Below are 24,357 nucleotides of genomic sequence, written 5' to 3' on the forward strand. Positions count from 1 at the left end.
GCAGCTTTAGCGCGCCGGCTAGCGAGTTTTTAGTCGTCCCGTGCTATTCAAAAACTCTCGTTTAAGGATCGGCGCCAATGTTGCTGATGATCGACAATTATGACTCCTTCACCTTTAACGTGGTGCAGTATCTCGCGGAGCTTGGCGCAGACGTGCACGTCGTGCGCAACGACGAAATCAGTGTCGCGGACATCGAGGCCTTAAAGCCAGAGCGTATTGTCATTTCACCAGGCCCTTGCACACCAAATGAGGCGGGAATTTCGCTGGATGTTATTCGCTCTTACGCGGGGCGGCTACCTATTTTAGGTATATGTTTGGGGCATCAAAGTATTGGCCAAGCTTTTGGTGGCAAGGTCGTGCGCGCTCGTGCGGTCATGCATGGCAAGACCTCACCCATTTATCACACCAACGAAGGTGTATTTCGTGACATACCCTCGCCCTACACCGCAACGCGTTACCACAGCTTAGTCGTCGAAAAAGACACGCTACCCGACTGCTTGGAAATTACCGCGTGGACGCAAACGCCCGCGGGTGAGGTCGATGAAATTATGGGTTTGCGGCATAAAACCTACGATATCCAAGGCGTTCAGTTTCACCCCGAATCGATCTTAACCGAACACGGTCACGCCTTGCTAAACAACTTTCTATTAGGAAAAGATGCTCCATGAATATTCAGGCAGCTCTAAAACGGCTGGTCGCAGGCGACGATCTTACCTACGACGAGATGCGCGCGGTGATGGCCCAAGTTATGTCAGGCGATGCCACGGATGCACAAATTGGCGCTTTGCTGATGGGTTTGCGTATCAAAGGTGAAACCATCGATGAAGTCAGCGCTGCTGCCCAAGTGATGCGCGACTTAGTGTCTCCCGTGACCCCTAAGAGTTCTCCTTTGGTCGATTTGGCGGGTACCGGGGGTGACGGCGCCAACCTATTTAACGTATCGACTGCCGCCAGTATTGTGGCTGCCGCGGCGGGTGCTCATGTTGCCAAACACGGCAATCGTTCGGTCTCGAGTTCAAGCGGTAGTTCGGATGTGCTGAGTGAGCTGGGTATGCCGCTCGATTTAGATTCTGAGCAGGTCGCGCGAGCGATTGATGCGGTGGGATTGGGGTTTTTATTTGCACCCGCTCACCACAGTGCTATGCGTTACGCAGTGGGCCCCCGGCGCGATATGGCTATGCGCACAATCTTTAACGTATTGGGTCCGTTAACCAACCCTGCTTTTGCCAAGCGACAGGTGTTGGGTGTGTTCGAGCCGGCGCTCTGTGATTTCATGGCGCAAGTGCTGCAGCGTTTGGGTAGCGAGCACGTTTTGGTCGTGCATGGTCATGGTGGTGTTGACGAGTTGAGCTTAACCGGCCCTTCGCAAGTCGCCGAGCTAAAAGACGGTGTCGTCACCAATTTTACGGTGACCCCAGAAGACTTGGGCCAAACCGTAGGTTCTATCGATGATTTAGTGGTCCACAGTGCTGCCGAATCGGCTGCGTTAATCCGGGGCGCTCTGGGTAACGAAGGTGGTGACCGTTATGATCGCGCGCGCGCAATCATTGCAATGAACGCAGGTGCTGCACTGTATGTCAGTGGCTGTGCCTCGACGCTCGCAAAAGGCGTGGCTTTGGCTGATGATGTCATTGCCACTGGGCAAGCTAAGGAGAAACTGGCGACCTTTATCCAGTTGACGCAAACCATGAAGGCTGCGGCAGAAGAATGAGTACCCCTACGATTTTAAGAACGATTGTCGCACGCAAGTACGAAGAGGTTGCCGACCGCAAACGGCAATTAACGCTCAGTAATCTTGAAGAGCTTCAGTCTGAGCAGTCGCCCGTGCGTGACTTTACCGGCGCCTTGGTTGCGCGTTGTTCTAATAATGAGCCGGGCATTATTGCCGAGGTAAAAAAAGCGTCGCCCAGCAAAGGGGTCATCCGCGCGGATTTTCGCCCAGGAGACATTGCCGAATGCTATGCGGGTGCAGGCGCTGCGTGTTTGTCAGTGCTGACGGATATTGATTTTTTCCAGGGTAGTGATGCCTACCTAAAAGAAGCACGCTCGGCGTGTGATCTGCCGGTATTGCGCAAAGATTTCACGGTTGATGATTATCAGATCGCCGAGGCGCGGGCAATTGGCGCAGACGCCATTTTATTGATCGCTGCGGTGTTAGATGATGCGCAACTCGCCGATTTGTATGCGGCGTCAACGCATTATGGTCTGCACACGCTGATTGAGGTGCACGATGCAAATGAATTAGAGCGCGCCCTGCGCCTAGAGGCCCCATTATTGGGTATTAATAACCGCGATTTGCACACCTTTAATACCGATTTACAGACAACGATTTCACTGCTGCCTGAAATCCCCGAAGGCGTGACGGTGATCACCGAAAGTGGCATTCATACCCGAGAAGACGTCGCATTGATGCGGTCCAACCACGTCAATGGATTCTTGATTGGCGAAGCGTTTATGAAGCAGACTGATCCAGGCGAAGCGCTGAAAGCCTTGTTTGCCTAATCTTGAGTCCTAACCAATAGGGTTTGGCCTGTGATGACGACCAGGCCGTCCTCTTCTAAAGACTTTAAAACCCTGCCAGCCATCTCTCGGCTGCATCCGACTAAGTTGCCTAGTTCTTGCCGAGTGATGCGGATCAGTCGCCCTTCGGGGTGCTCTTGTGCTTCGGGCTGTTGCGTTAGATCGAGCAGGGCATGCGCAATTCGGCCAGCGACATCGACAAACGTTAGATCGCGTAATTTCCGCGTGGTTTGTACCAGGCGTGAGGCCACCTGCGAGGCTATGGCAAATACGATGTCTGGGTACTTATCTCGGATGCTGTTAAGTTTGCTGTAAGAGATCGAGGCGATGTAGCAATCGGTTTTTGCCACGATCTTCGCGCTGCGATGAATGGCTTCGGCACTAAAAAACCCGAGTTCGCCGACGAATTCACCTTCGCTTAAATAGGCGACAACCATTAATTGGTTGGGGTCTTTTTCTTCGGCAACTTGGACAGAGACGGTGCCCTCTAAAATCAGATACAATCTGTCCGATTCACTGCCTTCGGCAATGATGGTTGCTTTGGCCTCGTAGTGCTGAGTTTCGCATTCGCGAACAAAGGCTTTAAAGAAACTTAGATCGTGTTGGCGCTCGAGCACACAGGCCTTCCGTAGTTAAGACAGGGCTACAGTTTAGCGTGTATCTGAGCAAAGTAAACAAAGATGCTATAAGTCATCTTTAAGTAATAGGTAAGGAGCAAATTTTGGAAGCGCGTGTAAAATGGACCGGCGGCAAGCAGTTTTTAGGTGAAAGCGGTAGCGGTCACTCGGTTGTCATGGATGGTCCCGAAAGTCTTGGTGGGCGTAATTTAGGTATTCGGCCGATGGAAATGCTGTTGATAGGCGCCGGAGGCTGTGCGAGCTTTGATGTGATCAGTATGCTTGAAAAAGGGCGCCAGAACGTTGTGGACTGCGAGGTGCTGCTGCAAGCTGAGCGTGCCGATGCAGTGCCTGCGGTTTTCACCAAAATTAATATGCATTTTGTGGTTACTGGCGTGAAACTCAAAGAATCGCAAGTGGAACGCGCGGTCGCGTTGTCGGCTGAAAAGTATTGCTCTGCGTCTATTATGTTGGCTGCCGCAGGAGTTGAGGTGACGCACACCTTTGAAGCAAGAGAGTTTGGTCAGGACTAAAGGTAGTAGCTACTTTTAGTCATCGCGGTCGCTACCGCGCTCATTGCATTTTTGATGGGTTTTGGTAGCTCGGCACCGCCTGCCTCTAACGCGGTTTCACCGTGGCGTTGCTCGTCTTCGATCATGGTTTGTAATATCAGACGGGAGCGACGATCCGACTCGGGCAATTGCTTTAAATGATCTTTTAAGTGGCGGCATACGCGCTCTTCCGTTGCGGCCACAAACCCTAAAGACCATTTGTCACCCGCTGCACCCGCAAGGGCACCTAAACCAAACGATAGTCCGTACCACAAGGGGTTCAGTATGCTGGTGTGGCTGTCGAGTTGGTCCAGTCGTTCTTTGCACCAGACCAGATGATCGACTTCTTCTTGCGCGGCATCGCGCATTTCTTCGCGTACTTCGGGGAGCTTCGCCGTCAAAGCTTGCCCTTGATACAGCGCTTGAGCACAGACTTCGCCTGCGTGATTAACGCGCATCAAGCCAGCCACATGGCGTTTTTCAGAGTCGCTTGTCAGCCCCTCGCTGTGACCTGAGGCCGGACTTGGCCGCGAGGCGACTAAGCCCTTGTTGGTTAGAGTTTTTACCACGGTATCGACTTCGCCTACTAAGCGATCTAACAGGCTTAACTGCCGAGTGCGAGGTCGAACCAGTGGTAGTGTGCTCATTTGCTTTTAACCTTTCTATTACAATGCGCGCCAGCCGATATCGCGGCGGTAATTCATACCCTCCCATGATATCGCTTTTATTGCGTCATAACAGTTTTGCTGGGCTGCCTGCAAATCGCTGCCCAGCGCCGTGACGCAAAGCACGCGTCCGCCGTTGGTAACAACATCGTTGCCATTCGATTTGGTTCCCGCGTGGAAGACTTTAACATCTTCACTGTCTGCTTGTTCTAAGCCGCTTATAACGTCACCTTTGGGGTAATCGGCAGGGTAGCCGCCCGCCGCTAATACCACCCCCATGCTGGGGCGAGGATCCCATTCAACGTCGCGCCCATCGAGCTCTCCTGCTAAAGCAGCTTGGCACAAGGCGATTAAGTCTGACTTCAAGCGCATCATGATGGGTTGTGTTTCGGGATCACCAAAGCGACAGTTAAATTCAATCACTTTGGGCGTGCCCTCGGTGTCAATCATAAGGCCTGCATACAAAAACCCAGTGTAATCGGCGCCTTCGCTGGCCATACCTTTGAGCGTCGGATAAATGACTTCGGCCATAATGCGGTCGTGAATTTCGGGTGTTACGACCGGCGCGGGAGAGTAGGCCCCCATGCCGCCCGTGTTGGGCCCCGTATCACCTTCGCCTACGCGTTTGTGGTCTTGGCTGCTGGCCATGGGTACGGCATTTTTACCATCACAGACAACGATAAAGCTCGCTTCCTCACCCAGCAGACACTCTTCGATAACGACACGACAACCCGCATCACCAAAGGCATTGCCAGACAGCATGTCGGTCACTGCATCGATGGCTTCTTGTTCGGTTGTTGCTACGATGACGCCTTTACCGGCGGCTAAGCCGTCGGCCTTGACAACGATGGGTGCACCTTGCGCTGTTATGTACCCAACTGCGGGCTCTACTTCGGTAAATGTTTGGTAGGAGGCCGTCGGGATATTATGACGGGCTAAAAACGCCTTAGTGAATGCTTTGGAGCCTTCGAGTTGTGCAGCGGCTTGACTAGGCCCAAAGCAGGGCAAACCGCGTTGAGTAAAGTCGTCGACAATACCCGCAACCAGCGGTGCTTCCGGGCCAACAATAGTAAGGCCCACACCGTTTTCAATCGCGAAGGCGGCAAGCGCATCAAAATCCAAAGGGTCGATTGCAACGTTTACCAGGCCTGCTTCGCGCTCGGTACCGGCGTTGCCTGGTGCGACAAATACCGTCTCGACGCTCTCTGATTGAGCTGCCTTATATGCCAGCGCGTGCTCGCGACCGCCACTTCCAATAATCAATACGTTCACGATTTGCTCCTTAGTGACGGAAATGGCGCATACCAGTAAATACCATGGCGATGTTTGCTTCGTCCGCCGCCGCAATGACCTCTTCATCACGAATTGATCCGCCTGGCTGAATTACTGCAGCAATACCGACCTTGGCAGCGTTATCAATGCCATCGCGAAAGGGGAAGAAAGCATCAGACGCCATGACCGACCCTTGTACTTCAAGTCCGGCATGCTCGGCTTTAATGGCCGCAATTCTCGCTGAATTAACTCGGGACATCTGACCCGCGCCAACACCGATGGTTCGCTGGTTTTTGGCGTAGACGATAGCGTTGCTCTTGACGAATTTAGCGACACGCCATGCAAACAGTAAGTCGGCCATCTCGGTTGGGGTCGGGCCGCGTTTGCTGACCACTTTTATTTCATCAGCGCCAATTAGACTCAGGTCGCGATCTTGAAGCAAAATGCCGCCATTAACTTGTTTGATATCGAGCGCGGGAGCAGTTGCTTGCCAGCCCGTAGTCGTTAAGACGCGCACATTGGTTTTTTGCGCCAGTATTGGCAGTGCGTCGTTATCCACGGTTGGTGCGATGATTACTTCCACAAACTGGCGGTCGATGATCGTTTTAGCCGTCTCGGCGTCGAGTGGGCGGTTAAAGGCAATGATGCCACCAAAGGCGCTTTCGGGATCGGTTTCAAACGCTTTGTGGTACGCCTCTAGAAGGGTTGTTGCAGTCGCTACGCCGCAGGGATTGGCGTGCTTAACGATAACGCAAGCGGGCTCGGCGAATACTTTGACGCACTCTAGCGCAGCGTCGGTGTCAGCAACGTTGTTGTAGCTGAGCTCTTTGCCCTGAACCTGTTGGGTATTGGAGATGCTGGCGTCAGGTGCAGGCGATTCGGCATAAAATGCAGCGGCTTGATGGGGGTTCTCGCCGTAGCGCATTCCCTGAAGTTTAGTAAATTGCTTCGTGTAAGTGCGCGGGAACTTGGGCTCGCCACCCTCTACGAATTGACCGAAGTGGTTGGCAATAGCGGCGTCGTACTTAGCGGTGTGCTCAAAGGCTTTGATGGCTAAATCGAAGCGCGTCTCGTAAGTTGTAGCGCCGTTGTTTGATTTTAGTTCGTCTAAAATGCGACCGTAGTCGGAGGCATTTACGACAATGGTGACGTCTTTGTGGTTTTTAGCGGCAGAGCGAACCATTGTAGGACCGCCGATATCGATGTTTTCAATAGCATCTTCTTGAGTGCAGTCTGGTTTTGCGATGGTCGCTTCAAAGGGATAAAGGTTTACGACGACCATATCGATAGTCTCGATCGCATGCTCTGACATGACGTCGTCATCGGTACCGCGACGTCCCAAAATACCGCCATGTACTTTAGGGTGTAGCGTTTTAACGCGTCCATCCATCATTTCAGGAAAGCCTGTGTAGGCAGAGACTTCACGAACAGGAAGACCAGCCTCAGACAGCAGTTTGTACGTTCCACCTGTGGACAGTAGCGCGACATTCATAGCGCTTAGTGCTGTGGCGAACTCTACAATGCCGGTTTTATCCGACACGCTAATTAATGCTTGTTTTACGGGGGCAAGAGCGGCTGTAGTCATGTGTGTCCTGAACGTTTTAGTCGATGAGTTGGTGGAATTTGAGTTTTTTGCGCAAGGTGCCGCGGTTTAAGCCCAGCATCTCGGCTGCTTTGCACTGGTTATGATTGACCTGCTCCATCACGTAGGCCAACAAAGGGCCTTCTACCTCGTTAATGACCATGGTGTATAGGTCGCTGGGCAGTTGGCCATCCATTTGTTCGAAATAGGTGTCTAAGCTTGCTGTTACAGCGTTGCGTAGGCTCATAAGAGTGTCCTTTGCCTATTATTCATCGTTATTACGCCGCATCTTTTCTAAGAGTCGCTGTTAATTGCTGGATAAAGTCCAGTTGTTCTTGGGGGTGCTGAATTCGGTTAAAGCTTGATCGTACGCTTCGGTCGAGGTCCATAGATTCAAAGTACCAGCTGGCGTGTTTGCGAGCAAAGCGCACGCCCATAAAGTCGCCGTAAAATTCATGAATCGCAGCTACATGCTGGTAGGCGATGTGTAGTTTCGTTTCACGACTGGGCGCTTCTAGTACCTCGCCGGTACGCCACTTGTGCTTTATCTGACCAAGTAACCAAGGTTGACCCTGTGCGCCGCGGCCGACCATGATCCCGGCAGCACCCGTGTAGTTTAACACCTTAAGTGCCTGATCGGGGTGGGTAATATCACCATTTGCGATGACTGGGATATCGACGCGGCTTACTACCTCTGCGATCGTATCGTATTCGACGGCACCTTTAAACGCGCAGGCTTTGGTGCGCCCGTGAATTGTAAGTGCAGCAATGCCAGCGTCTTGCGCGATGAGGGCAATGGTTGTGGCGTTGCGCTCGTTTGGTGATGTGCCGGTGCGAATTTTGAGGGTCACGGGAATATCTACGGCAGACTTTACTGCGACTAAAATGTCTTGTACTAAGGCTTCGTTGGCGAGCAATGCCGACCCCGCCGCCTTTTTACACACTTTTTTTGCAGGGCAGCCCATATTGATATCGATGATATCGGCGCCAGCTTCCTGGTTGAGCCGAGCTGCTTCCGCCAGTTGTTCGGGGTCATGGCCGACAATCTGTACGATATGAGCTTGGTTGGAGTCAATGACGCTGCGCCATTGGGATTTTTGGGTTTGGCGCGTGTCTGGGTTGGCACTGATCATTTCGGCGACTGCGTAGGACGCGCCGTGCTCGAGGCAGAGTCGACGAAACGGCAAATCTGACACGCCAGCCATAGGTGCGGCGATGACGGGATAGTCAAATTGATGGCGACCGATCGTCAGCAAAGTCGTTACCACTCTTTATGGGGAATTGGTAAGGATACCGCATGTCGTACGGTACTAGAACGAACATTTAAAAAAACTCAATGCTTACGCTTGCGCCCGATTAAACAAACCCATTCGTCGGTTTGATCGGCAATATGCAGCTCGACCGCTGGCAGGTAATGTTCGCTTACAGCTGGAACTTGGGATTCAATCAATCCTGCGAGCACCAACAATCCGCCGGGCTTCAAAAATTCGACTAATTTTGGCGCCAACATCATCAAAGGTTCGGCCAAGATGTTGGCGACTAAAGTATCTGCGTAAGAGGGCGTTAAGTGTTGATTTTCTAGCTCTGGGCTAACCACGATAAAATCGTCAGTCGAAATGCTATTGCGTTGCGCATTATCGGTCGTTGCAACGAGCGCCTGTGGATCGTTGTCGACACCTATAAATCGTGAGGCTCCCATTTTTAGCATGGCAATGCCCAGAATGCCCGATCCACAACCGTAATCCACAGTCATTTGATTTTGAAGATTTTGTTTGGCTAGCTGTTTTAAACACATCGCTGTCGAGGGATGGGTGCCAGTGCCGAACGCTAAACCAGGATCGAGTAATAAATTTACCGCGCTTGGATCGGGTGGGGTGCACCAGCTCGGGCAGATCCATAAGTTGTCGGAAAATTGAATGGGCTGATAGTGTTGCTCCCACTCGCGCTCCCACACTCGGTCTTCCAAGATTTCGATATCAAACTGACATGACGACTCAAACACGTCTTGAAGATGTGAGCGCAACGATTCGCTAGGAGTATCAGCCGTAAATAACCCCAAAATGACGAGGTTGTCCCAAAGAGGTGTCTCCCCAACTCCGGGCTCGAGCACAGGCTGGTCGGCGCCATCTTGAAACGTAATGGATACCGCGCCAAGTTCGAGCAAGTGGTCCTCGATGGTTTCGTGCAATGTCTTGGGCGCACGCGCTCGAACTTGGATCCAGGCCATGTCAGTCTTCCAGGAGGCCTTCGAGATAGTGAATGCTTACACCGCCGGCTAAGAACGAGGTATCTCTAACAAGGTTGCGATGCAGAGCTGCGTTAGTCCGTATGCCTTCTACAACCAACTCATCCAGCGCGCGCTGCATGCGTTTCATAGCGGTAGCGCGATCGTGTCCGTGAGTAATGACTTTGGCAATGAGTGAATCGTAAAACGGGGGCACGGTGTAGCCGTCGTAAATGTGGGAGTCAACACGCACGCCGATACCGCCCGGCGCATGGAAGCGCTTGATCTTGCCTGGCGAGGGCAGGAACGTTTGAGGGTCTTCCGCGTTGATTCGACACTCCATGGCGTGTCCGGTAAAGGTGATATCGTCTTGCTCGAAGCCGAGGGCTTCACCTCCCGCGACGCGAATTTGCTCGCGTACGATGTCGACACCGGTAATCATTTCGGTGACAGGGTGCTCTACCTGCACTCGGGTGTTCATTTCGATAAAGTAAAACCCACCGTCTTCGTACAAGAACTCGAAAGTACCTGCGCCGCGGTAGCCGATGGTCTTACACGCATTGACGCAGCTCTCGCCTACGGCTTGACGCAGCTCATCGGGAATGCCGGGTGCAGGCGCTTCCTCGATCACTTTCTGGTGTCGACGTTGGAGTGAGCAATCGCGGTCGCCCAAGTGAACAACGCCGCCTTGCCCGTCAGCCAATACTTGAATTTCGACGTGTCGCGGACGCTGCAGATATTTCTCGATATAGACGACATCACTGCCAAAAGCCGCCGCGGCTTCTGACTGTGTGACCTGCACCGAGGACAGCAGTGCTGCCTCGTTGTGGACGACGCGCATTCCCCGGCCGCCGCCGCCAGCCGCGGCTTTAACAATCACCGGATAGCCAATGCGACGCGCAATTTCGAGGGTTCGATCGGCATCGGCAGTCAAGGGACCGTCCGAGCCGGGCACCGTGGGGACGCCGGCTTTCTTCATAGCCTCGATGGCCGATACTTTGTCGCCCATTAGGCGGATGGTATCGGCGGTGGGGCCAATAAAAATAAAGCCGCTGCGCTCGACTTGCTCCGCAAAGTCGGCGTTCTCAGCCAAAAAACCGTAGCCGGGGTGAATAGCGTCGGCATTGGTGACTTCGGCTGCGCTGATAATCGCCGGTATGTTTAGGTAGCTTTGCGCTGAGGCTGCGGGACCGATGCAGACAGCTTCGTCTGCTAAACGCACATGCATGAGGTCGCGGTCCGCAGTCGAGTGTACGGCCACCGTTTTGATGCCCAGTTCCTTACAGGCTCTAAGCACGCGCAAGGCGATCTCGCCGCGATTCGCGATCAGGACTTTTTCTATGGTTCGCATCGATCTGCTCCCGATCAAATAATCGTGATCAGAGGCTGGTCGAACTCAACAGCTTCGCCGTTTTCGACCAAGATAGCGCCAATTTTGCCGGATTTGTCTGCTTCAATTTGGTTCATCATCTTCATGGCTTCGACGATACAGATGACGTCGCCGGCGTTAACGTTTTGGCCGACCTTGATGAAAGGTGCGGATGTTGGTGAGGGCGCAGCATAGTACGTGCCGACCATCGGTGATTTAACGGCATGACCCTCTACCGCAGCTTCTTTGGGTGCTTCTGCCACTGGCGCCGCAGGTGCAGCGGCCGCCGGAGCGGGAGGTGCGTAGGTCGGTACAGAGGCAACCGAAACATTGCCTGCGGGTGCGCTGCGGCGAATACGGACAGAATCATCGCCTTCATGAATCTCGATTTCGTCGATATTTGACTCTTCGAGAAGCTCAACCAATTTTTTGACCTTGCGGATATCCATAGTAGTTCAACCTTATAAAGTGAAAGCGCTTGGCGCGTTAATGTTGTTTTGTGTGCTCGATCGCCGCTGTTAGCGCCAGTTCGTAACTTTTAACTCCAAAGCCACAAATAACGCCGATGGCGACATCCGATAAATACGAGTGTTTTCTGAAGGGTTCTCGAGCGTGTACGTTCGATAAATGCGTTTCAATAAATGGAATGGCGACACCGGTAAGTGCATCGCGTAAGGCTACGCTCGTATGGGTCAACGCACCGGGATTAATCACAATCACATCGACATTAGCCGCGCGTGCAGAATGAATTTTGTCGATGAGTTCGTGCTCAGCGTTGCTTTGATAGCAGCTAATTTGTGCACCTTCTTGCAGGGCAATGAGTTGAAGTTGCCCATTGATGTCGTCTAGCGTGCTGTGGCCATAGACTTCGGGCTCGCGTTGGCCAAGTAAGTTGAGATTGGGGCCATGTATTACCCAAATTGTCGCCATATGAGAGCCGCCCCCGCTGCCTGCTTATAATGGCGCAAGTGTGACAAATTACCGTTTAGAAGTCCATGGGTTCCGAGCCGTTTCGCCGCAAATCACGCTTTTTAGCGTGATTTACCTTAATTGACTGGCAGTATTTACTGCGCGCCAATCGAATTCAGTACAATTTCTTTGGTGAGAATTTGGGGCAAGATTACCGGCGGCTGGCTATTTCCTGGATAGACGAGGTAAAACGGTATGCCGCTGCGCTGAAACTCTGCCAAAAATTCTGCAACCGCGGGGTCGTAATTCGTCCAGTCGATAATGTGGTAGATGACATTGCGTTCGGCAAAGGCTTGCTGAATTTCCGCAGTTTCAAGCACGGCCTTCTCGTTGGCAATGCACGTAATGCACCAGTCGGCGGTGACGTCTACAAAGACCGTCTGCGGCCCGGCTGTCAGCGTGTTGAACTCGCTGCGCGAAAACGCGCCACTTGATGATTGGGTTTCGGTTTGGACGGGCGGGTTGAAGGTTAGTAGGATGGCAAGTGCGAAGGTCAGTGCAGACAAGCGTTTTGCCCAACCTGTTTTGCTCCAGAGCCATAGCGACAAGGCTATTAACAAGCAGGCAACCAGTAAGGTGGCGAAGACATCCACGCCTGCTTGGCGCCCTGCAACCCAAAGTAACCAGATTACCGTCATGTAGAGTGGGAATGCTAAAAATTGCCGGAACGTGACCATCCAAGCGCCTGGTTTCGGCATCCAACGTCTAAGCGTGGTGCTGTAGCTTAGAGCTATCATGGGTAATGCCATGCCTAGCCCGAGTGCGGCGAAAACTAGCAGCGCTGTTGCGGTATTTTGGGTTAGCGCAAAACCTAAAGCCGTGCCCATAAATGGCGCTGTGCAGGGGCTTGCTACCACGACCGCAAGTACGCCCGTAAAAAAGCTGCTCTTGTGGTTGGTTCCTTGGGTGAGCGAGCTGCCTAAGCCCATGAACGACGTTCCGAGCTCGGCAAGGCCCGATAAAGCGAGCGCCATTGCGAAGAACAGAAGCGCCAGCAGCCCGACGAATTCAGTGCTTTGTAGCTGGAATCCCCAGCCAACTGCTTGACCGGCTGCTTTTAACGTCAGTATAAGACCGGCAAATGCCACAAAACTTAAAACAACGCCTGCGGTGTAATACCAGCTGTGAACATGGTTTTCCTTCGGATCAGCGCTGACAAAACCTAAAACTTTTAACGAAAGAATAGGGAAAACACAGGGCATTAAGTTGAGGATGGCCCCACCGAGCAAGGCGAACAGCATTATTGTCCATACGCTTTGCGAGCTGACTTCCGGTCGCGGCTGCAGGGATTGCTGAGCTTGCCGATATTGCTCTGCGCTTAGGGGTAAAACTTGTCCGGCCCCAGGCTGTAGCTCGAAGTAGTCCGTGCGTGGAGGATAGCACAGGCCCGCATCGGCGCAGCCTTGCGAAGTAATGGCAAGCACCGTGCCGTCGGGTATGGGAGTGGCGGTGCTTAGGTCAATGTCAGCAAACTCGTAATAGACTTTTACGTCGCCGAAATACTCATCCGTTTTATCGATAGCTGCTGAATAGCGAGCGCTTACCCCCGGTGCCCTGGATTCGGGCTTAAGAGCAAATGCAAACTGATGCTGATACAGATAGTATTCGGGAGCGATTTGCCACAGTACCTTTAGCGTTTGTGCATCGATCAGGTCGACTTGAACCTTGTAAGCGTCTTCAACAGGTAAGAACTCATCTTGATTGCTTGCTGTTAGAAAGTTGCCTTGCGCCAGACTTTGCAGTGGCAGGGCGAGCAGTAATAGCACGGCAAACAACTTGCGAATTCCCTGATCCATTTGCAACCTCAAGCGGTAAAAAGAGCGTAAATACTAGCAGGTTGCTGGTGTAATCCCAAAGTTTCGCCAATCATTCGTGCTATAGTGGCGTCAGATAAAGGAGTGTTGCTATGAAGTTTGTTTTGCAGGCCCTCATGCTCGGTTTAAGCGCGGTGTGTGTTAGTGATGTGGCGGCGAGTCAGGCGCAACACGAGCAGCAGCAGGCCTCGCATGGTAGTCATGCTAATGAGCTACACATTATGAATGGTTGGGTTCGTGCGCTGCCGCCCACGCGAAAGGTGACTGCGGCGTATCTGACATTGCATAACGCTAGCGATACCACAATGACAATTGACGGGTTTAGTTCACCCATTGCAGCTGCTGCAGAGCTGCATGATTCGGTCCTTCAAGATGGACAGATGCGCATGATCAAGCAGGAGGCTTTGGTGTTGGCGCCCGATGAGCACAAGACATTACAACCTGCTGGTTTGCATGTGATGTTGCTGGGGCTTGAGGCTATGCCGAAAGAGGGCGATCAAGTCGAAGTGTGCGTTAAATCAGGCGAGTTGAAGTCTTGCAAGGCAGTGCCTGTGTTAAAAATGGCTCCTATGGATGCGATGCCGCATCACCAACATCATTAAACGGAGCAAATCATGGCGCTGCAGCAACTGAAAAACCGAATTAAGACGTGGTTGCCCACCGGCGCTGTGGGCCTGGCTGGCCCCTTGGGAGGTTTGCTCGCGGTTTATATTTTACTGGTGGCGGGGCTTGGAATTTATTGGTCGCGCGCGCCTGCACCTTTCGACGTTCAAGCCATTATCGCGGAGTCTTCATCCCGTCCGGCGACGGGTGTTGCCACAACATTAACTGCCATTCAGCTGGGCGAAAGTCTGTTATCGAAGCCGGGGGGCTTTTTGCGCAATGACATCGCGCCACCTGGAGTTTTGTTGGATAACATCCCCAACTGGGAATACGGCGTTTTAATTCAGCTGCGTGATTTGACTCGGGCGATGCGAGAGGTGATGTCTCGATCGCAATCACAATCACGCGAAGACCCCGATTTGGCTTTGGCGGAGCCTCGCTTTAACTTTCAGGCTAATTCTTGGATGTTGCCAAGTTCCGAATCCCAGTACGAGGAAGGCTTGGCGTATTTGCGTGCGTACTTGGCGCGTTTGCAAGACCCTGAGGCAAAAGAGGCGCAGTTTTACGCCAGAGCCGACAATCTTCGACATTGGCTGGCAGCGGTAGATATTCGGCTGGGCAGCCTGTCGCAGCGCTTGAGCGCCAGTGTGGGGCAGCGGCGTGTGAATACCGATTTGGCTGGCGATGGCGCCGCAACTCAGTCCACGCCGGTACCGGCCGAGCTAGAAGTTAAAACACCGTGGGCTGAAATTGACGATGTGTTTTATGAGGCGCGGGGTACCGCCTGGGCCTTGTTGCACATTCTGCGTGCTATCGAGGTGGACTTTGCGGATGTGTTGGCCAAAAAGAACGCTACTGTGAGTGTCCGACAAATTATCAGAGAACTCGAGGCCACGCAGGAAAACGTATGGAGCCCCATGATATTGAACGGCAGTGGCTTTGGTCTGTGGGCTAATCACTCATTGGTCATGGCGAGCTACTTAACCCGAGCCAATGCTGCCATTGTCGATCTCAGAGATTTGCTAGCCCAGGGTTAGGTAAGCTGGCGACGATAGCGCAGGCGCGTGCCTGTATCCAGAGACAGACGTATCTCTTCGGGGCTTAATTCGTCTGGGAAGTAGGTGCCCGAGAGTTTGGCGTCTAGGATGCTTGCTCCCTCTAAATTCGTGTTGCGAAAGTCGATACCGGACAGATCGGCGTTGCGGAAGTAGGCGTCGCTGAAATCTAAGCCGTCGGCATTCATGTTGCGCAAATCTCGACCACGGTAATCGCCGCTTTTAAGTTCGCTGGTGCTAAGAGTATCTCGCGCTTCATTAAACGCTTTAACGTCTTCTTGGCGCAGCATTTGATAAAGAGGATCGGGTTTAATTTCTGGTTTGCTCACCGTTTGGCCTCGCGAGTTAGTTACCAAAGAAAGATTGGCGTAAGTGCTGACAGGTGTCAGCACTCAATCTAGGACCATATTGACTCACGATGGTTCCCGCCGCAAGGCTGCCAAAGCGTCCCGAGGTGGCAAAATCCTCACCGCGTGTGAGTGCATATAAAAACGCGCCTGCAAACATATCACCTGCCCCGTTGCTGTCGATGGCGTGTACTTGGTGTGCGGGTATCTCAATGAGTTCGCTACCATCGTAGGCAAGCGCTCCCTCTGCGCCGCGGGTAATAACAAACTGCCCCGCTTTGTGTTTTAACATCTCGATCGCGACGTCTAGGGATTCAGTTTTGGCATAGGTCAGGGCTTCTTGAGTATTGCAGAAGATTAAATCAACGCCATCGCCGACCAAGGCATCGATTTGCGATCGAAAAAATTCGACCATGCCGGGATCCGAAAAGCTGACCGCGATTTTTACCTCGTTCTGTTTGGCGATATCGCGGGCGCGCAGACAGGCTTTCATGCCGGTTGGTGAGGGCGCTTGATAGGCTTCTAGATAAAGCCACTCGCTCGCACACAAAGCTTTGGTATTGAGTTGGTCGAGCGACAAGGCCGCACTGATGCCCAAAAAGGTATTCATGCTGCGTTCCGCATCGGGGGTAATCATGACCAAACATTTACCCGTAGTGCCAATACCTCGCGCAACGGATTCGTCAAAGGCTACACCTGCTGCTGCCAAATCGCCGAGATAGATGTCACCGTACTCATCGTGCGCCACTTTGCAGGCAAAGTACGTTGGGCTACCCAGTAGGGCCGCCGCAATCACCGAGTTGGCAGCACTACCACCACTGGCGTGTTCGGCGGTGGTTAGGTGATCTTGTAGGTGGGCAATTAGCTCATCTTGACGGGCTTCGTCGACTAAGGTCATTAAGCCCTTTTCGACCTGCATGGTGTTAAGGTCTTGATCGGTGACTTTAATTTCAGTGTCGACAAGTGCCGCACCGATCCCGAAGATGGTGTATTGCTTCATGTTGGGTCGCTTCGCGTTTGGTTTCGTGTATTATCTCAGCATCCACTCTAATTAAAAGTGTAATCTTTCCGCATAATCGGCTTATTTCATGTTGCGCAGGCTTTCTATTGTATTGTTGAAGTTATTTCTGGCGGGTCTCGCTTTGGGTTTGCTATGGGTTGCCTATCTCGATGCGACCATCAGCAATACCTTTGATCAAAAGCGCTACGCGCTACCGGCGACGGTATATGGGCGTTCACTTGAGCTCTTCGAGGGTGCGCCCATAGAACCTGCGGCATTAGTTCGCGAATTAGACTGGGTGGGTTATCGCTCAGTGGCATCTTTATATCGGCCAGGGCAGTACAGCCGCAATGGCAATCTCATTGAGGTTTATACGCGAGATTTTAAGTTCCCTGATCAATTTGCCAAGGGTGCTAGAGTGGCGATTACGCTGAGTCAAGGTCGAGTCACAACGCTAACGCGGGAAGGCAGGGCAATCGATTTACTCCGACTTGAGCCAATGGTGATCGGTGGTGTCTACCCTAAACACGGTGAAGACCGATTGCTGGTGCAATTAGCCGATGTGCCTGCGAGTTTGACGCAGGGCTTGTTGGCTATTGAAGATCAGCGTTTCATGGAACACTACGGTTTTTCTGTCACGGGTATCGCTCGCGCGTTCATTAGCAATGTACGTTCTGGTCGCGTCGTGGCCGGTGGTTCTACTATCACTCAGCAGCTTGTGAAGAACTACTATCTGACGCCGGAGCGCACCATTACTCGGAAGATTCGCGAGTTGATTATGTCGGTGCTGCTGGAATGGCATGCCGAAAAAGAAGAAATCTTAGAAAGTTATCTAAACGAAATTTATCTAGGGCAAGACGGTCCTCGCGCTATACACGGGTTCGCTTTGGGGGCCTTACATTATTTTGATACGCCGCTGACGCAGTTGGGTTTGCATCAGCAGGCGCTGTTGGTTGGCATGGTAAAAGGCCCCTCATTATATAACCCTAACCGCAACCCTGAGCGCGCCAAAGAGCGCCGAAATTTGGTGCTGGATGTGTGGACGCAAGAAGGTATTATCACGCCGGAGCAGGGTGCGGTAGCCAAGCTAATGCCTTTGGATTTGCAGGGGCAAGATTCGTTGAAGCAGCGTTTTCCGGCATACTTAGATCTCGTGCGTCGACAGTTACGCCTAGAGTACAAGGATGAGGATCTCACAACCTTGGGCTTGCGCATTTTTACAGCCTTTGACCCTTCGATGCAGCTGACCCTGCAAAGAATCACTGAAAATACGCTAGCGTCTATTGATGATACTAAGCTACTGCAGTCGGCATCGGTGGTGACGCGAGTGGACAGTGGTGAGGTGATCGCCCTAACGGGTGGCCGCCAGGTCAGTCAGGCGGGCTTTAATCGTGCTCTTGATGCCAGGCGACCTGCCGGTTCTTTGTTCAAACCCGCGGTCTATTTGGCAGCGCTGGAGGATGACGCTAAGTACAGCTTAGTCACTGAAATTCCAGATTTGCCTTTAGCCGTTGAATTGCCGAGTGGTGACGTGTGGTCGCCCGAGAACTATGACAAAACGCACCGTGGTTCTGTGTCGCTTTACGCAGCCTTGATTGATTCTTTGAATTTGCCAGCGGCGCGATTAGGACTCGATCTAGGACCGGCGCGGGTTAAGCAAATGCTACAGCGCTTGGGCATGACAGCACCTATTCCCGAGGTTGCCTCGCTACCTTTGGGGGTGGGAGAGTACGCCGCTATAGATCTGGCCGCGGTGTATCAAACCATCGCCGCTGGAGGATTTAGAACCCCCTTGAGAACCATACGCGATATCGTTGATGCCAATGGAGACCCTTTGCGCCGGTATCCGCTTGCGTACGAACGCACCGTTGACCGAGCGACCATGCACCTGTTGCACTATGCGTTGCTGGGTGTCATGGAAGAGGGCACCGGTGCATCTTTGGCGCCGTTATTGCCTGCTGATTTGGTAACGGCGGCAAAAAGTGGCACCAGTGACGATGGACGCGACTCGTGGTTTGCAGGTTTTAGCGGGGACTTGTTGACCGTAACTTGGGTGGGTTTTGACGACAATCGTGCCAGCTCTTTAACCGGCACACGCGGCGCGGGGCAGATCTGGGCCCGGTTTATGGCGCAAGAAGCACGCAGGTCGGTCGCGTATCGTATCCCGGAAAAAGTGGAATATAAGTGGATTGACGTGACGAATGGGCGTAGAACAGGGCGTGGTTGTCCCAATGCGCAGCGCATTCCCTTTATAGAAGGCAGTGCGCCACGAACGAGTACCGATTGTCGTAAAACGGATAACCCCGTCCGCGATTGGTTACAAAAAGTATTTGGAGTATGAGTATGGTCTGTGTACAGCGAGCTGGGATCCTGGTTCTGTTTACTCTGCTAGCGGCGTGTGAAACGCCAGCGCCCAAGCAAGGCGATACTCGCACGCCGTCTCTGCCTCAAGCTGTGGAGGTACAGCGGCCGCTGTCGCCGGCTTATCTGCGCCTACTCGATGAAGGTCAGCAACAGTTGAACGCCGGGCAAATTGCTGATGCGATTGCCACCTTTGAGCGGGCGCAGCGTATTCACGCTGATAATGCCCGTGTGTATGTCGCTCTGTCGCAAGCTTATAGCAAGGCGGGTGATCGGCGCGCTTCAGTGGCGATGGCTGAGCGCGGTCTGCTGTATTGCAAAGATCTTGATCGTTGCCGTGTGCTACGGAAGCTCGCCGGGGGCTAAATCTCGGCATACCAGTTGGTAACCCGAATCATGGGGTATGAATTCTAAGCATTGGTTAATGCATCTCGGATACTCGCCAACACTGTGGCTGACAAAAATCAGTTGGGTATGTCCCGCGTTAGCGACATGATCAATCGCGTCGAGTAGTTGCTCGGTATGAACCGCGTCTAAACCCAGCGTAGGCTCATCCAGAATGAGCATTTTGGGCTGTTTGACCATGGCGCGGGCCAATAAAATAATGCGCTGTTGGCCAAAGGACAGGGTATCGAACTCGGTGTTGACCAAATCGTTCAAACCGAATGATTGCATCCAAGCCTTGGCCTGGCGGATTTGTCCGTCAGTTGGCTTTTGATAGAGCCCCTGGCTGTCATAAAAGCCCGAGATGACAACATGTAGCGTTTTTTGACGCGGCGGAAAGTTTAGGTGCGACGCCGAGTCCACCACACCAAAACAGCGTTTAATATCCCAGACACTTTCGCCACTGCCGCGCTTGGTGCCAAATACCGTGATGTCTTGTCCATAGGCTTTTGGATTGTCGCCAGTAATTAAGCTTAACAGTGTTGTTTTGCCTGATCCGTTGGGCCCCGCTAAAAGCGTGTGCTGCTGTTTGCCCATACGCCAGTTCACATCGTTCAATATGATGGTGTCACTAAAGCGTACACTTACGTGGTTCAGAACGAGCGCGTCCTCGGACGGTGTATCCCGCTGTTGGGTATCCATTGGCAGGTCGATTAACTGATGTTTCGCGCGCGCAAAGATCGCTTGAACATCGCTGCGCGCTAACACCTCGCGCTTAGGCCCTTGAGCGAGAATTTTGCCTTGATCTAACACCAGCAGGTGCGTGATGCCCTCTGGTAGTTGTTTGATGTCTCGGTAAAGCAGGATGACTGGATCGGCTTTATTGAGTAGAAAGCTCAGAGCTTCATGCAAGGTTTGTTGACTGCGCCTATCTAGGCCGTCAGTTGGGGTATCTAAAATCAGCAACCCCGGCGTTTGACAAATTGCCTGTGCCAGCAGTGTTTTTCGTGCCTCACCGGTCGATACAAAACGTAGGCCGCGATCCAGGATGTGTTTAATGCCTAGGCGCTCGATCCATGCTAGGGCGTCATCGTTAAGCGCTGAGCCGCCACTGATGGCTTGCCGCACTGTGGTGCCTGGGTCCGCGGCATCGGGTCGAAATTCCGAATCATCCAGTTTTTTATCCCGTTCAATCAGGGTTTTTTGCTGTTCGAAACACACGTACGCGAGGCCCCGCTCACGGGTTTGATCCGAAATGGAACACTTGCCGACATAATGCTTGGCGCTGCCGCTGATGATGTTGGCTAAACTCGATTTCCCGGCGCTGTTACGACCGACAATGGCCCACTGTTCGCCGGGTTGGATTTGCCAGCTGATGTTGCGTAGTACCGGATTTACTCGGTAGGTCAAACTGATGTTTTCGAGCGTCAAAACAGGCGCTGAACTTGAGGCTTTGATATGATGCTCCTTGCTTTAAAATCACAGTGTAATTCGAGGATATTTCGTGCTTACGCAAATCGAACAGGCTCTGCAAAGCTACCAGCGGTCGCAGCACCCCATGCGGGGGGTGTCGCGTAAAGCGGCGGTGGCAATCATGTTGTCTGAGCAAGCCGGCGACGCCTCGGTGCTAATGATACGCCGAGCCGAACGCAAGGGCGACCCTTGGTCGGGACATATGGCGTTTCCTGGCGGGATGGTTGATCCTACGGACGACCATTCATTTGCAGCCGCAGTGCGAGAAACCGAAGAAGAAATTGGTTTTGTTTTATCGGAGCAGGATCGAGTGATTGGACGTTTGTCCGATATACGTGCACGGCGAGCACAAACCCACAAAGACAAGGGCTTAGTCGTGTGCCCCTATGTGCTGCGGGTAGATCGCACCATTGATCCAAATCCAAATCATGAGGTCGCTGAAGTTGTATGGGTTCCCCTTAAGTTTATTCGCGACCTGAGTAATCGTACTCAAATGCCAGCCGAGCTATTGGATATGCCAAGGCACATTCCCTGTTATCGCTACGGCGATCGAATTATTTGGGGTATGTCTTTGGCGATGCTAGACGAGATGCTGTCTCATACCTTTGACGATCACCCGAATCCCTGGTCGATGGAGGCACCCGTCTAACGCTTAATGTGAAGACGGGTGTTGATCATTAACTCCCGCAGGGCAGGATCTACTTGGGTGGCTTCTTTCAAGGTATCGCGATCGATATCACCCGAAACAAAACCTTTAATAATGCGGCTTAACACGGGGGTGAGCTTGGGTTCAAAATCCCACTTGGTCGCGTCGATAATAGGGCCTGAGACCCAGTCATTTGAAACAGGCAAAAAGTACCCTCCGCAACCGGGTAGGCTGTAGTCGCCCTTGCGACCGTAGCTGATGTTTGGCGTCATGGGGTCAAAACCGCCTTCGGGCACAGCATCGATTTTGCTCAATGCCAAAATCCAGTCCTCGCCGACCTCAAACCCTTCGATCTCGGCGCGGCAAAGATCACCTGTTTTTAACCAGATACGCACTTGTTCGCGGTAGCTTGTGCCTTTGAATTCGTCGAGCACCTCAACATCCATCGAATTGCCTTTGATTTGAACAATTCGACCGTGGCTAATGTAGTCAACGCGTTCGATGATGTCAGCGAAGCTACCTTGCCAAAGACACTCACAGGCGACACTCGGCAAGCTGAGTGTCAGGAGTAACATGAGCGACAACGCGCGCATGGTTTAGCCCTTTAAGAGGCGCGCCGCTGCAGGGGCAAAGTAGGTGAGAATGCCATCACACCCTGCACGTTTAAACGCTAATAAGGACTCTAGCACAACTTTGTCATGATCGAGCCAACCGTTCTGGAAGGCGGCGCAGTGCATGGCGTATTCTCCGCTCACTTGATAAGCAAAAGTGGGTGCGAGCAGTTCGCTTTTGACTCGTTGAACGATATCGAGATAGGGCATACCGGGTTTCACCATGATCATGTCGGCACCTTCTTGCAAGTCGAGCGCGCATTCATGCAGCGCCTCGTCAGAATTGGCTGGGTCCATCTGATAGGTGGCTTTGTCGCCTTTCCCTAAATTACCCGCCGAGCCTACAGCGTCCCGGAAAGGACCGTAGTAAGCGCTCGCATATTTGGCCGAGTAGGCCATGATAAGCGTATTGATATGGCCGTCTAACTCCAGGGCTTCGCGGATAGCACCGATGCGCCCGTCCATCATGTCTGATGGCGCGACGATATCAACGCCGGCTTGTGCCTGGCACAGAGCCTGTTTTACCAACACCTCGGTCGTGACGTCGTTTAACACGTAGCCATCGTCGTCGATGATGCCGTCTTGCCCATGCGTGGTATATGGGTCTAATGCCACATCGGTCATAATCAAAAGGTCGGGATAAGCAGCCTTTAACGCACGGACAGCTGTGGGTACTAGGCCTTCGTCGGAATAGGCTTCTTCGGCGAGTAACGATTTTTTCTTCCCGGGAACGACAGGAAACAAGGCGAGACAGGGGATGCCAAGCGCTACCCATTCAGCGGCGTCTTTAATCAGTTCATCGACGCTCAGGCGCTCGATACCCGGCATGGATGCGACGCTTTCGCGCTGTTCCTGCCCTTCCAAAATAAAGACGGGATAGATTAAATCCTTAACGCTGAGCTGTGATTCGCTGACTAAGCCACGGCGGTTCGCCGATCTTCGCAGTCGACGCATTCGGGTGAGCGGAAAAGCGCCCCGGTTGGCTGTAAAACTCATAAGCCATCCTCTTGTGCGATTTTTACCATCGCTTTGCCGGCTGCTTCGATCGTTAATTCGATATGCTCATCGGTATGCGCACTCGACATAAAACCCGCCTCGTAAGAAGCTGGGGCTAGGTATACGCCTTGATCCAGCATACTGTGGAAGAAACGCTTGAAGCGGTCGGTATCGCAAGCCATGACCTGCTGGTAATTCTGGACCTTTTCTTCTTCGGTAAAGAATAACCCGAACATGGTGCCCGCATAGTTGGTGGTGAACGGTATGCCTGCTTTGTCTGCTTCGGCTTGAATGCCCTGGCACAAAGCCTCGGTGTGTGCGAACAGCGGTTCGTAGAATCCGTCAGCCGAAATAATATCAAGCGTTGCTAGTCCCGAAGCCATGGCAATAGGGTTGCCGCTTAAGGTGCCGGCTTGGTAGACGGGGCCCAAAGGAGAGACATGCTCCATGATGTGTTTCTTGCCGCCAAACGCGCCTACGGGCATGCCGCCGCCAATGATTTTGCCCAATGCTGTCAGGTCGGCTTCAATACCGTAATAACCTTGGGCGCCCGCGGTGCCGAAGCGGAAGCCGGTCATGACTTCGTCAAGAATAAGTACAGCGCCTGATTGATCGCAGACCTCGCGCAACGCTTGGCGGAATTCGGGGGTGGGCAGTATGCAGCTCATATTGCCGCATACAGGCTCGACGATGACACAGGCGATTTCTTCGCCGCGCTGAGCAAAGCACTCGCGCAGCCCGTCGGGGTCGTTATACGTTAGCGTGATGGTATGCTCCGCGATTGAGGCAGGAACACCAGGTGAGCTGGGTACGCCAAAGGTCAGCGCGCCAGAGCCTGCTTTAACGAGCAGCGAGTCCGAGTGACCGTGATAGCAGCCCTCAAACTTTACGATGGCATCGCGACCGGTATAACCGCGAGCAACGCGCAGGGCGCTCATCGTTGCCTCGGTGCCAGAGTTCACCATTCGTACCATTTCCATGTTAGGCAGTGCCGCGCAAATGCGTTCGGCTAGCTGAATTTCAAGTTCAGTAGGTGCGCCGTAGCTCAAGCCGAATTGTGCTCGCTGGACAACAGCATCACGCACACGTGGGTGATTGTGGCCCATAATCATTGGCCCCCACGAGAGTACGTAATCGATGTAACGCTTGCCATCAACATCATACAGGTATGGGCCGTCGGCCTTGTCGATAAACACTGGGGTGCCGCCCACTGCCTTGAAGGCGCGCACAGGTGAGTTGACACCACCGGGAATGTGGATGCCGGCGCGTTGGAAAAGAGTTTCTGATTGAGTCATGTT

26 protein-coding genes are annotated in these 24,357 nt (G+C 52.9%); 9 read left to right on the forward strand and 17 right to left on the reverse strand.

The window, feature by feature from the left end; translation table 11 throughout:
- Positions 1-77: 77 nt before the first annotated feature.
- Genes EYZ66_RS00630 through trpC form a run of 3 tightly spaced genes read left to right on the forward strand, consistent with a single transcriptional unit; the run spans position 78 to position 2,502 of the window.
- Complete coding sequence (locus EYZ66_RS00630) at positions 78-668, forward strand: anthranilate synthase component II (protein WP_009575088.1); 591 nt, start codon at positions 78-80, stop codon at positions 666-668.
- Positions 665-1,711, forward strand: coding sequence for an anthranilate phosphoribosyltransferase (trpD, locus tag EYZ66_RS00635; RefSeq protein ID WP_009575087.1), 1,047 nt, complete (start codon positions 665-667; stop codon positions 1,709-1,711). Before EYZ66_RS00630 ends, trpD begins: the two co-directional genes overlap by 4 nt.
- Positions 1,708-2,502: an indole-3-glycerol phosphate synthase TrpC gene (gene trpC, locus EYZ66_RS00640; protein ID WP_009575086.1), complete on the forward strand. Its 795-nt coding sequence runs from the start codon at positions 1,708-1,710 to the stop codon at positions 2,500-2,502. Before trpD ends, trpC begins: the two co-directional genes overlap by 4 nt.
- Here trpC and EYZ66_RS00645 read toward each other — a convergent pair.
- On the reverse strand, positions 2,499-3,137 hold the full coding sequence (locus EYZ66_RS00645; RefSeq protein ID WP_009575085.1) for a cyclic nucleotide-binding domain-containing protein: 639 nt from the start codon (positions 3,135-3,137) through the stop codon (positions 2,499-2,501). The genes trpC and EYZ66_RS00645 overlap by 4 nt on opposite strands.
- A gap of 104 nt (positions 3,138-3,241) precedes the next feature.
- Here EYZ66_RS00645 and EYZ66_RS00650 point away from each other — a divergent pair, with 104 nt between their 5' ends.
- Positions 3,242-3,670 (forward strand): OsmC family protein, encoded by a 429-nt coding sequence (locus EYZ66_RS00650; protein ID WP_009575084.1) that lies wholly within the window; start codon positions 3,242-3,244, stop codon positions 3,668-3,670.
- Here the strand turns inward: EYZ66_RS00650 and coq7 are convergent.
- The 10 genes from coq7 to EYZ66_RS00700 all read right to left on the reverse strand — a co-directional run bounded on the left by coq7 (position 3,667) and on the right by EYZ66_RS00700 (position 13,565).
- On the reverse strand, positions 3,667-4,335 hold the full coding sequence (gene coq7 / locus EYZ66_RS00655) for a 2-polyprenyl-3-methyl-6-methoxy-1,4-benzoquinone monooxygenase (RefSeq protein ID WP_009575083.1): 669 nt from the start codon (positions 4,333-4,335) through the stop codon (positions 3,667-3,669). The genes EYZ66_RS00650 and coq7 overlap by 4 nt on opposite strands.
- An 18-nt stretch (positions 4,336-4,353) precedes the next feature.
- Positions 4,354-5,625 carry a phosphoribosylamine--glycine ligase gene (purD, locus tag EYZ66_RS00660; RefSeq protein WP_009575082.1) on the reverse strand — a complete coding sequence of 424 codons (1,272 nt, stop codon included), beginning with the start codon at positions 5,623-5,625 and terminating at the stop codon, positions 4,354-4,356.
- Positions 5,626-5,635: 10 nt separating this feature from the next.
- A complete protein-coding gene (gene purH, locus EYZ66_RS00665) occupies positions 5,636-7,210 on the reverse strand; it encodes a bifunctional phosphoribosylaminoimidazolecarboxamide formyltransferase/IMP cyclohydrolase (RefSeq protein WP_009575081.1) in 1,575 nt (524 codons plus the stop codon).
- Positions 7,211-7,226: 16 nt separating this feature from the next.
- Complete coding sequence (locus EYZ66_RS00670) at positions 7,227-7,454, reverse strand: helix-turn-helix domain-containing protein (protein WP_009575080.1); 228 nt, start codon at positions 7,452-7,454, stop codon at positions 7,227-7,229.
- A gap of 31 nt (positions 7,455-7,485) precedes the next feature.
- Positions 7,486-8,463 (reverse strand): tRNA dihydrouridine synthase DusB, encoded by a 978-nt coding sequence (gene dusB, locus EYZ66_RS00675; protein WP_009575079.1) that lies wholly within the window; start codon positions 8,461-8,463, stop codon positions 7,486-7,488.
- 77 nt (positions 8,464-8,540) lie between these two features.
- Complete coding sequence (gene prmA, locus EYZ66_RS00680) at positions 8,541-9,434, reverse strand: 50S ribosomal protein L11 methyltransferase (RefSeq protein WP_009575078.1); 894 nt, start codon at positions 9,432-9,434, stop codon at positions 8,541-8,543.
- 1 nt (position 9,435) lies between these two features.
- Positions 9,436-10,782, reverse strand: coding sequence for an acetyl-CoA carboxylase biotin carboxylase subunit (gene accC, locus EYZ66_RS00685; protein ID WP_009575077.1), 1,347 nt, complete (start codon positions 10,780-10,782; stop codon positions 9,436-9,438).
- Positions 10,783-10,796: 14 nt separating this feature from the next.
- Positions 10,797-11,249 carry an acetyl-CoA carboxylase biotin carboxyl carrier protein gene (gene accB, locus EYZ66_RS00690; protein WP_009575076.1) on the reverse strand — a complete coding sequence of 151 codons (453 nt, stop codon included), beginning with the start codon at positions 11,247-11,249 and terminating at the stop codon, positions 10,797-10,799.
- Between the two features lie 37 nt (positions 11,250-11,286).
- Complete coding sequence (gene aroQ, locus EYZ66_RS00695) at positions 11,287-11,730, reverse strand: type II 3-dehydroquinate dehydratase (protein WP_009575075.1); 444 nt, start codon at positions 11,728-11,730, stop codon at positions 11,287-11,289.
- 134 nt (positions 11,731-11,864) lie between these two features.
- Positions 11,865-13,565, reverse strand: a complete 1,701-nt coding sequence (locus tag EYZ66_RS00700) for a protein-disulfide reductase DsbD family protein (RefSeq protein ID WP_009575074.1) — start codon at positions 13,563-13,565, stop codon at positions 11,865-11,867.
- Between the two features lie 110 nt (positions 13,566-13,675).
- Here EYZ66_RS00700 and EYZ66_RS00705 point away from each other — a divergent pair, with 110 nt between their 5' ends.
- Entirely contained in the window at positions 13,676-14,185 is a 510-nt protein-coding gene (locus EYZ66_RS00705; RefSeq protein WP_009575073.1) for a copper chaperone PCu(A)C, read from the forward strand.
- Positions 14,186-14,197: 12 nt separating this feature from the next.
- Positions 14,198-15,223: a DUF2333 family protein gene (locus EYZ66_RS00710; protein ID WP_009575072.1), complete on the forward strand. Its 1,026-nt coding sequence runs from the start codon at positions 14,198-14,200 to the stop codon at positions 15,221-15,223.
- Here EYZ66_RS00710 and EYZ66_RS00715 read toward each other — a convergent pair.
- Positions 15,220-15,570: a pentapeptide repeat-containing protein gene (locus tag EYZ66_RS00715; RefSeq protein ID WP_009575071.1), complete on the reverse strand. Its 351-nt coding sequence runs from the start codon at positions 15,568-15,570 to the stop codon at positions 15,220-15,222. The two genes, EYZ66_RS00710 and EYZ66_RS00715, sit on opposite strands and share 4 nt — an antisense overlap.
- Before the next feature lie 16 nt (positions 15,571-15,586).
- Entirely contained in the window at positions 15,587-16,588 is a 1,002-nt protein-coding gene (locus EYZ66_RS00720; RefSeq protein WP_009575070.1) for an adenosine kinase, read from the reverse strand.
- A 112-nt stretch (positions 16,589-16,700) separates the two neighbouring features.
- On the opposite strand from EYZ66_RS00720, the gene mrcB reads away from it, so the two are divergent.
- Together mrcB and EYZ66_RS00730 are read left to right on the forward strand one after the other, a co-directional pair.
- Positions 16,701-18,929: a penicillin-binding protein 1B gene (mrcB, locus tag EYZ66_RS00725; protein WP_009575069.1), complete on the forward strand. Its 2,229-nt coding sequence runs from the start codon at positions 16,701-16,703 to the stop codon at positions 18,927-18,929.
- On the forward strand, positions 18,926-19,315 hold the full coding sequence (locus tag EYZ66_RS00730) for a hypothetical protein (RefSeq protein WP_158026997.1): 390 nt from the start codon (positions 18,926-18,928) through the stop codon (positions 19,313-19,315). The genes mrcB and EYZ66_RS00730 overlap by 4 nt, the downstream gene beginning before the upstream one ends.
- Here the strand turns inward: EYZ66_RS00730 and EYZ66_RS00735 are convergent.
- Positions 19,292-20,764, reverse strand: a complete 1,473-nt coding sequence (locus EYZ66_RS00735; RefSeq protein ID WP_009575067.1) for an ATP-binding cassette domain-containing protein — start codon at positions 20,762-20,764, stop codon at positions 19,292-19,294. The genes EYZ66_RS00730 and EYZ66_RS00735 overlap by 24 nt on opposite strands.
- Positions 20,765-20,837: 73 nt before the next feature.
- Here EYZ66_RS00735 and EYZ66_RS00740 point away from each other — a divergent pair, with 73 nt between their 5' ends.
- Entirely contained in the window at positions 20,838-21,455 is a 618-nt protein-coding gene (locus EYZ66_RS00740) for an NUDIX hydrolase (RefSeq protein WP_009575066.1), read from the forward strand.
- Here the strand turns inward: EYZ66_RS00740 and EYZ66_RS00745 are convergent.
- Genes EYZ66_RS00745 through hemL form a run of 3 tightly spaced genes read right to left on the reverse strand, consistent with a single transcriptional unit; the run spans position 21,452 to position 24,354 of the window.
- Positions 21,452-22,045, reverse strand: coding sequence for a hypothetical protein (locus tag EYZ66_RS00745; RefSeq protein WP_009575065.1), 594 nt, complete (start codon positions 22,043-22,045; stop codon positions 21,452-21,454). The two genes, EYZ66_RS00740 and EYZ66_RS00745, sit on opposite strands and share 4 nt — an antisense overlap.
- Positions 22,046-22,048: 3 nt before the next feature.
- On the reverse strand, positions 22,049-23,059 hold the full coding sequence (gene hemB / locus EYZ66_RS00750; protein ID WP_009575064.1) for a porphobilinogen synthase: 1,011 nt from the start codon (positions 23,057-23,059) through the stop codon (positions 22,049-22,051).
- Complete coding sequence (gene hemL, locus EYZ66_RS00755; RefSeq protein WP_009575063.1) at positions 23,056-24,354, reverse strand: glutamate-1-semialdehyde 2,1-aminomutase; 1,299 nt, start codon at positions 24,352-24,354, stop codon at positions 23,056-23,058. Before hemL ends, hemB begins: the two co-directional genes overlap by 4 nt.
- Between the last annotated feature and the right edge of the window lie 3 nt (positions 24,355-24,357).

Source organism: Aequoribacter fuscus (assembly GCF_009910365.1).
Taxonomy (GTDB): domain Bacteria; phylum Pseudomonadota; class Gammaproteobacteria; order Pseudomonadales; family Halieaceae; genus Aequoribacter; species Aequoribacter fuscus.

What these genes read in the sequence shown, in the direction of transcription:
- EYZ66_RS00720 (WP_009575070.1), bottom strand. Translation starts at nt 16,588, where the DNA reads ATGAAGCAATACACCATCTTCGGGATCGGTGCGGCACTTGTCGACACT.
- EYZ66_RS00700 (WP_009575074.1), bottom strand. Translation starts at nt 13,565, where the DNA reads ATGGATCAGGGAATTCGCAAGTTGTTTGCCGTGCTATTACTGCTCGCC.
- purH (WP_009575081.1), bottom strand. Translation starts at nt 7,210, where the DNA reads ATGACTACAGCCGCTCTTGCCCCCGTAAAACAAGCATTAATTAGCGTG.
- coq7 (WP_009575083.1), bottom strand. Translation starts at nt 4,335, where the DNA reads ATGAGCACACTACCACTGGTTCGACCTCGCACTCGGCAGTTAAGCCTG.
- trpC (WP_009575086.1), top strand. Translation starts at nt 1,708, where the DNA reads ATGAGTACCCCTACGATTTTAAGAACGATTGTCGCACGCAAGTACGAA.
- accB (WP_009575076.1), bottom strand. Translation starts at nt 11,249, where the DNA reads ATGGATATCCGCAAGGTCAAAAAATTGGTTGAGCTTCTCGAAGAGTCA.
- hemB (WP_009575064.1), bottom strand. Translation starts at nt 23,059, where the DNA reads ATGAGTTTTACAGCCAACCGGGGCGCTTTTCCGCTCACCCGAATGCGT.
- trpD (WP_009575087.1), top strand. Translation starts at nt 665, where the DNA reads ATGAATATTCAGGCAGCTCTAAAACGGCTGGTCGCAGGCGACGATCTT.
- EYZ66_RS00705 (WP_009575073.1), top strand. Translation starts at nt 13,676, where the DNA reads ATGAAGTTTGTTTTGCAGGCCCTCATGCTCGGTTTAAGCGCGGTGTGT.
- EYZ66_RS00710 (WP_009575072.1), top strand. Translation starts at nt 14,198, where the DNA reads ATGGCGCTGCAGCAACTGAAAAACCGAATTAAGACGTGGTTGCCCACC.
- hemL (WP_009575063.1), bottom strand. Translation starts at nt 24,354, where the DNA reads ATGACTCAATCAGAAACTCTTTTCCAACGCGCCGGCATCCACATTCCC.
- aroQ (WP_009575075.1), bottom strand. Translation starts at nt 11,730, where the DNA reads ATGGCGACAATTTGGGTAATACATGGCCCCAATCTCAACTTACTTGGC.
- accC (WP_009575077.1), bottom strand. Translation starts at nt 10,782, where the DNA reads ATGCGAACCATAGAAAAAGTCCTGATCGCGAATCGCGGCGAGATCGCC.
- EYZ66_RS00730 (WP_158026997.1), top strand. Translation starts at nt 18,926, where the DNA reads ATGAGTATGGTCTGTGTACAGCGAGCTGGGATCCTGGTTCTGTTTACT.
- EYZ66_RS00670 (WP_009575080.1), bottom strand. Translation starts at nt 7,454, where the DNA reads ATGAGCCTACGCAACGCTGTAACAGCAAGCTTAGACACCTATTTCGAA.
- prmA (WP_009575078.1), bottom strand. Translation starts at nt 9,434, where the DNA reads ATGGCCTGGATCCAAGTTCGAGCGCGTGCGCCCAAGACATTGCACGAA.
- EYZ66_RS00745 (WP_009575065.1), bottom strand. Translation starts at nt 22,045, where the DNA reads ATGCGCGCGTTGTCGCTCATGTTACTCCTGACACTCAGCTTGCCGAGT.
- EYZ66_RS00630 (WP_009575088.1), top strand. Translation starts at nt 78, where the DNA reads ATGTTGCTGATGATCGACAATTATGACTCCTTCACCTTTAACGTGGTG.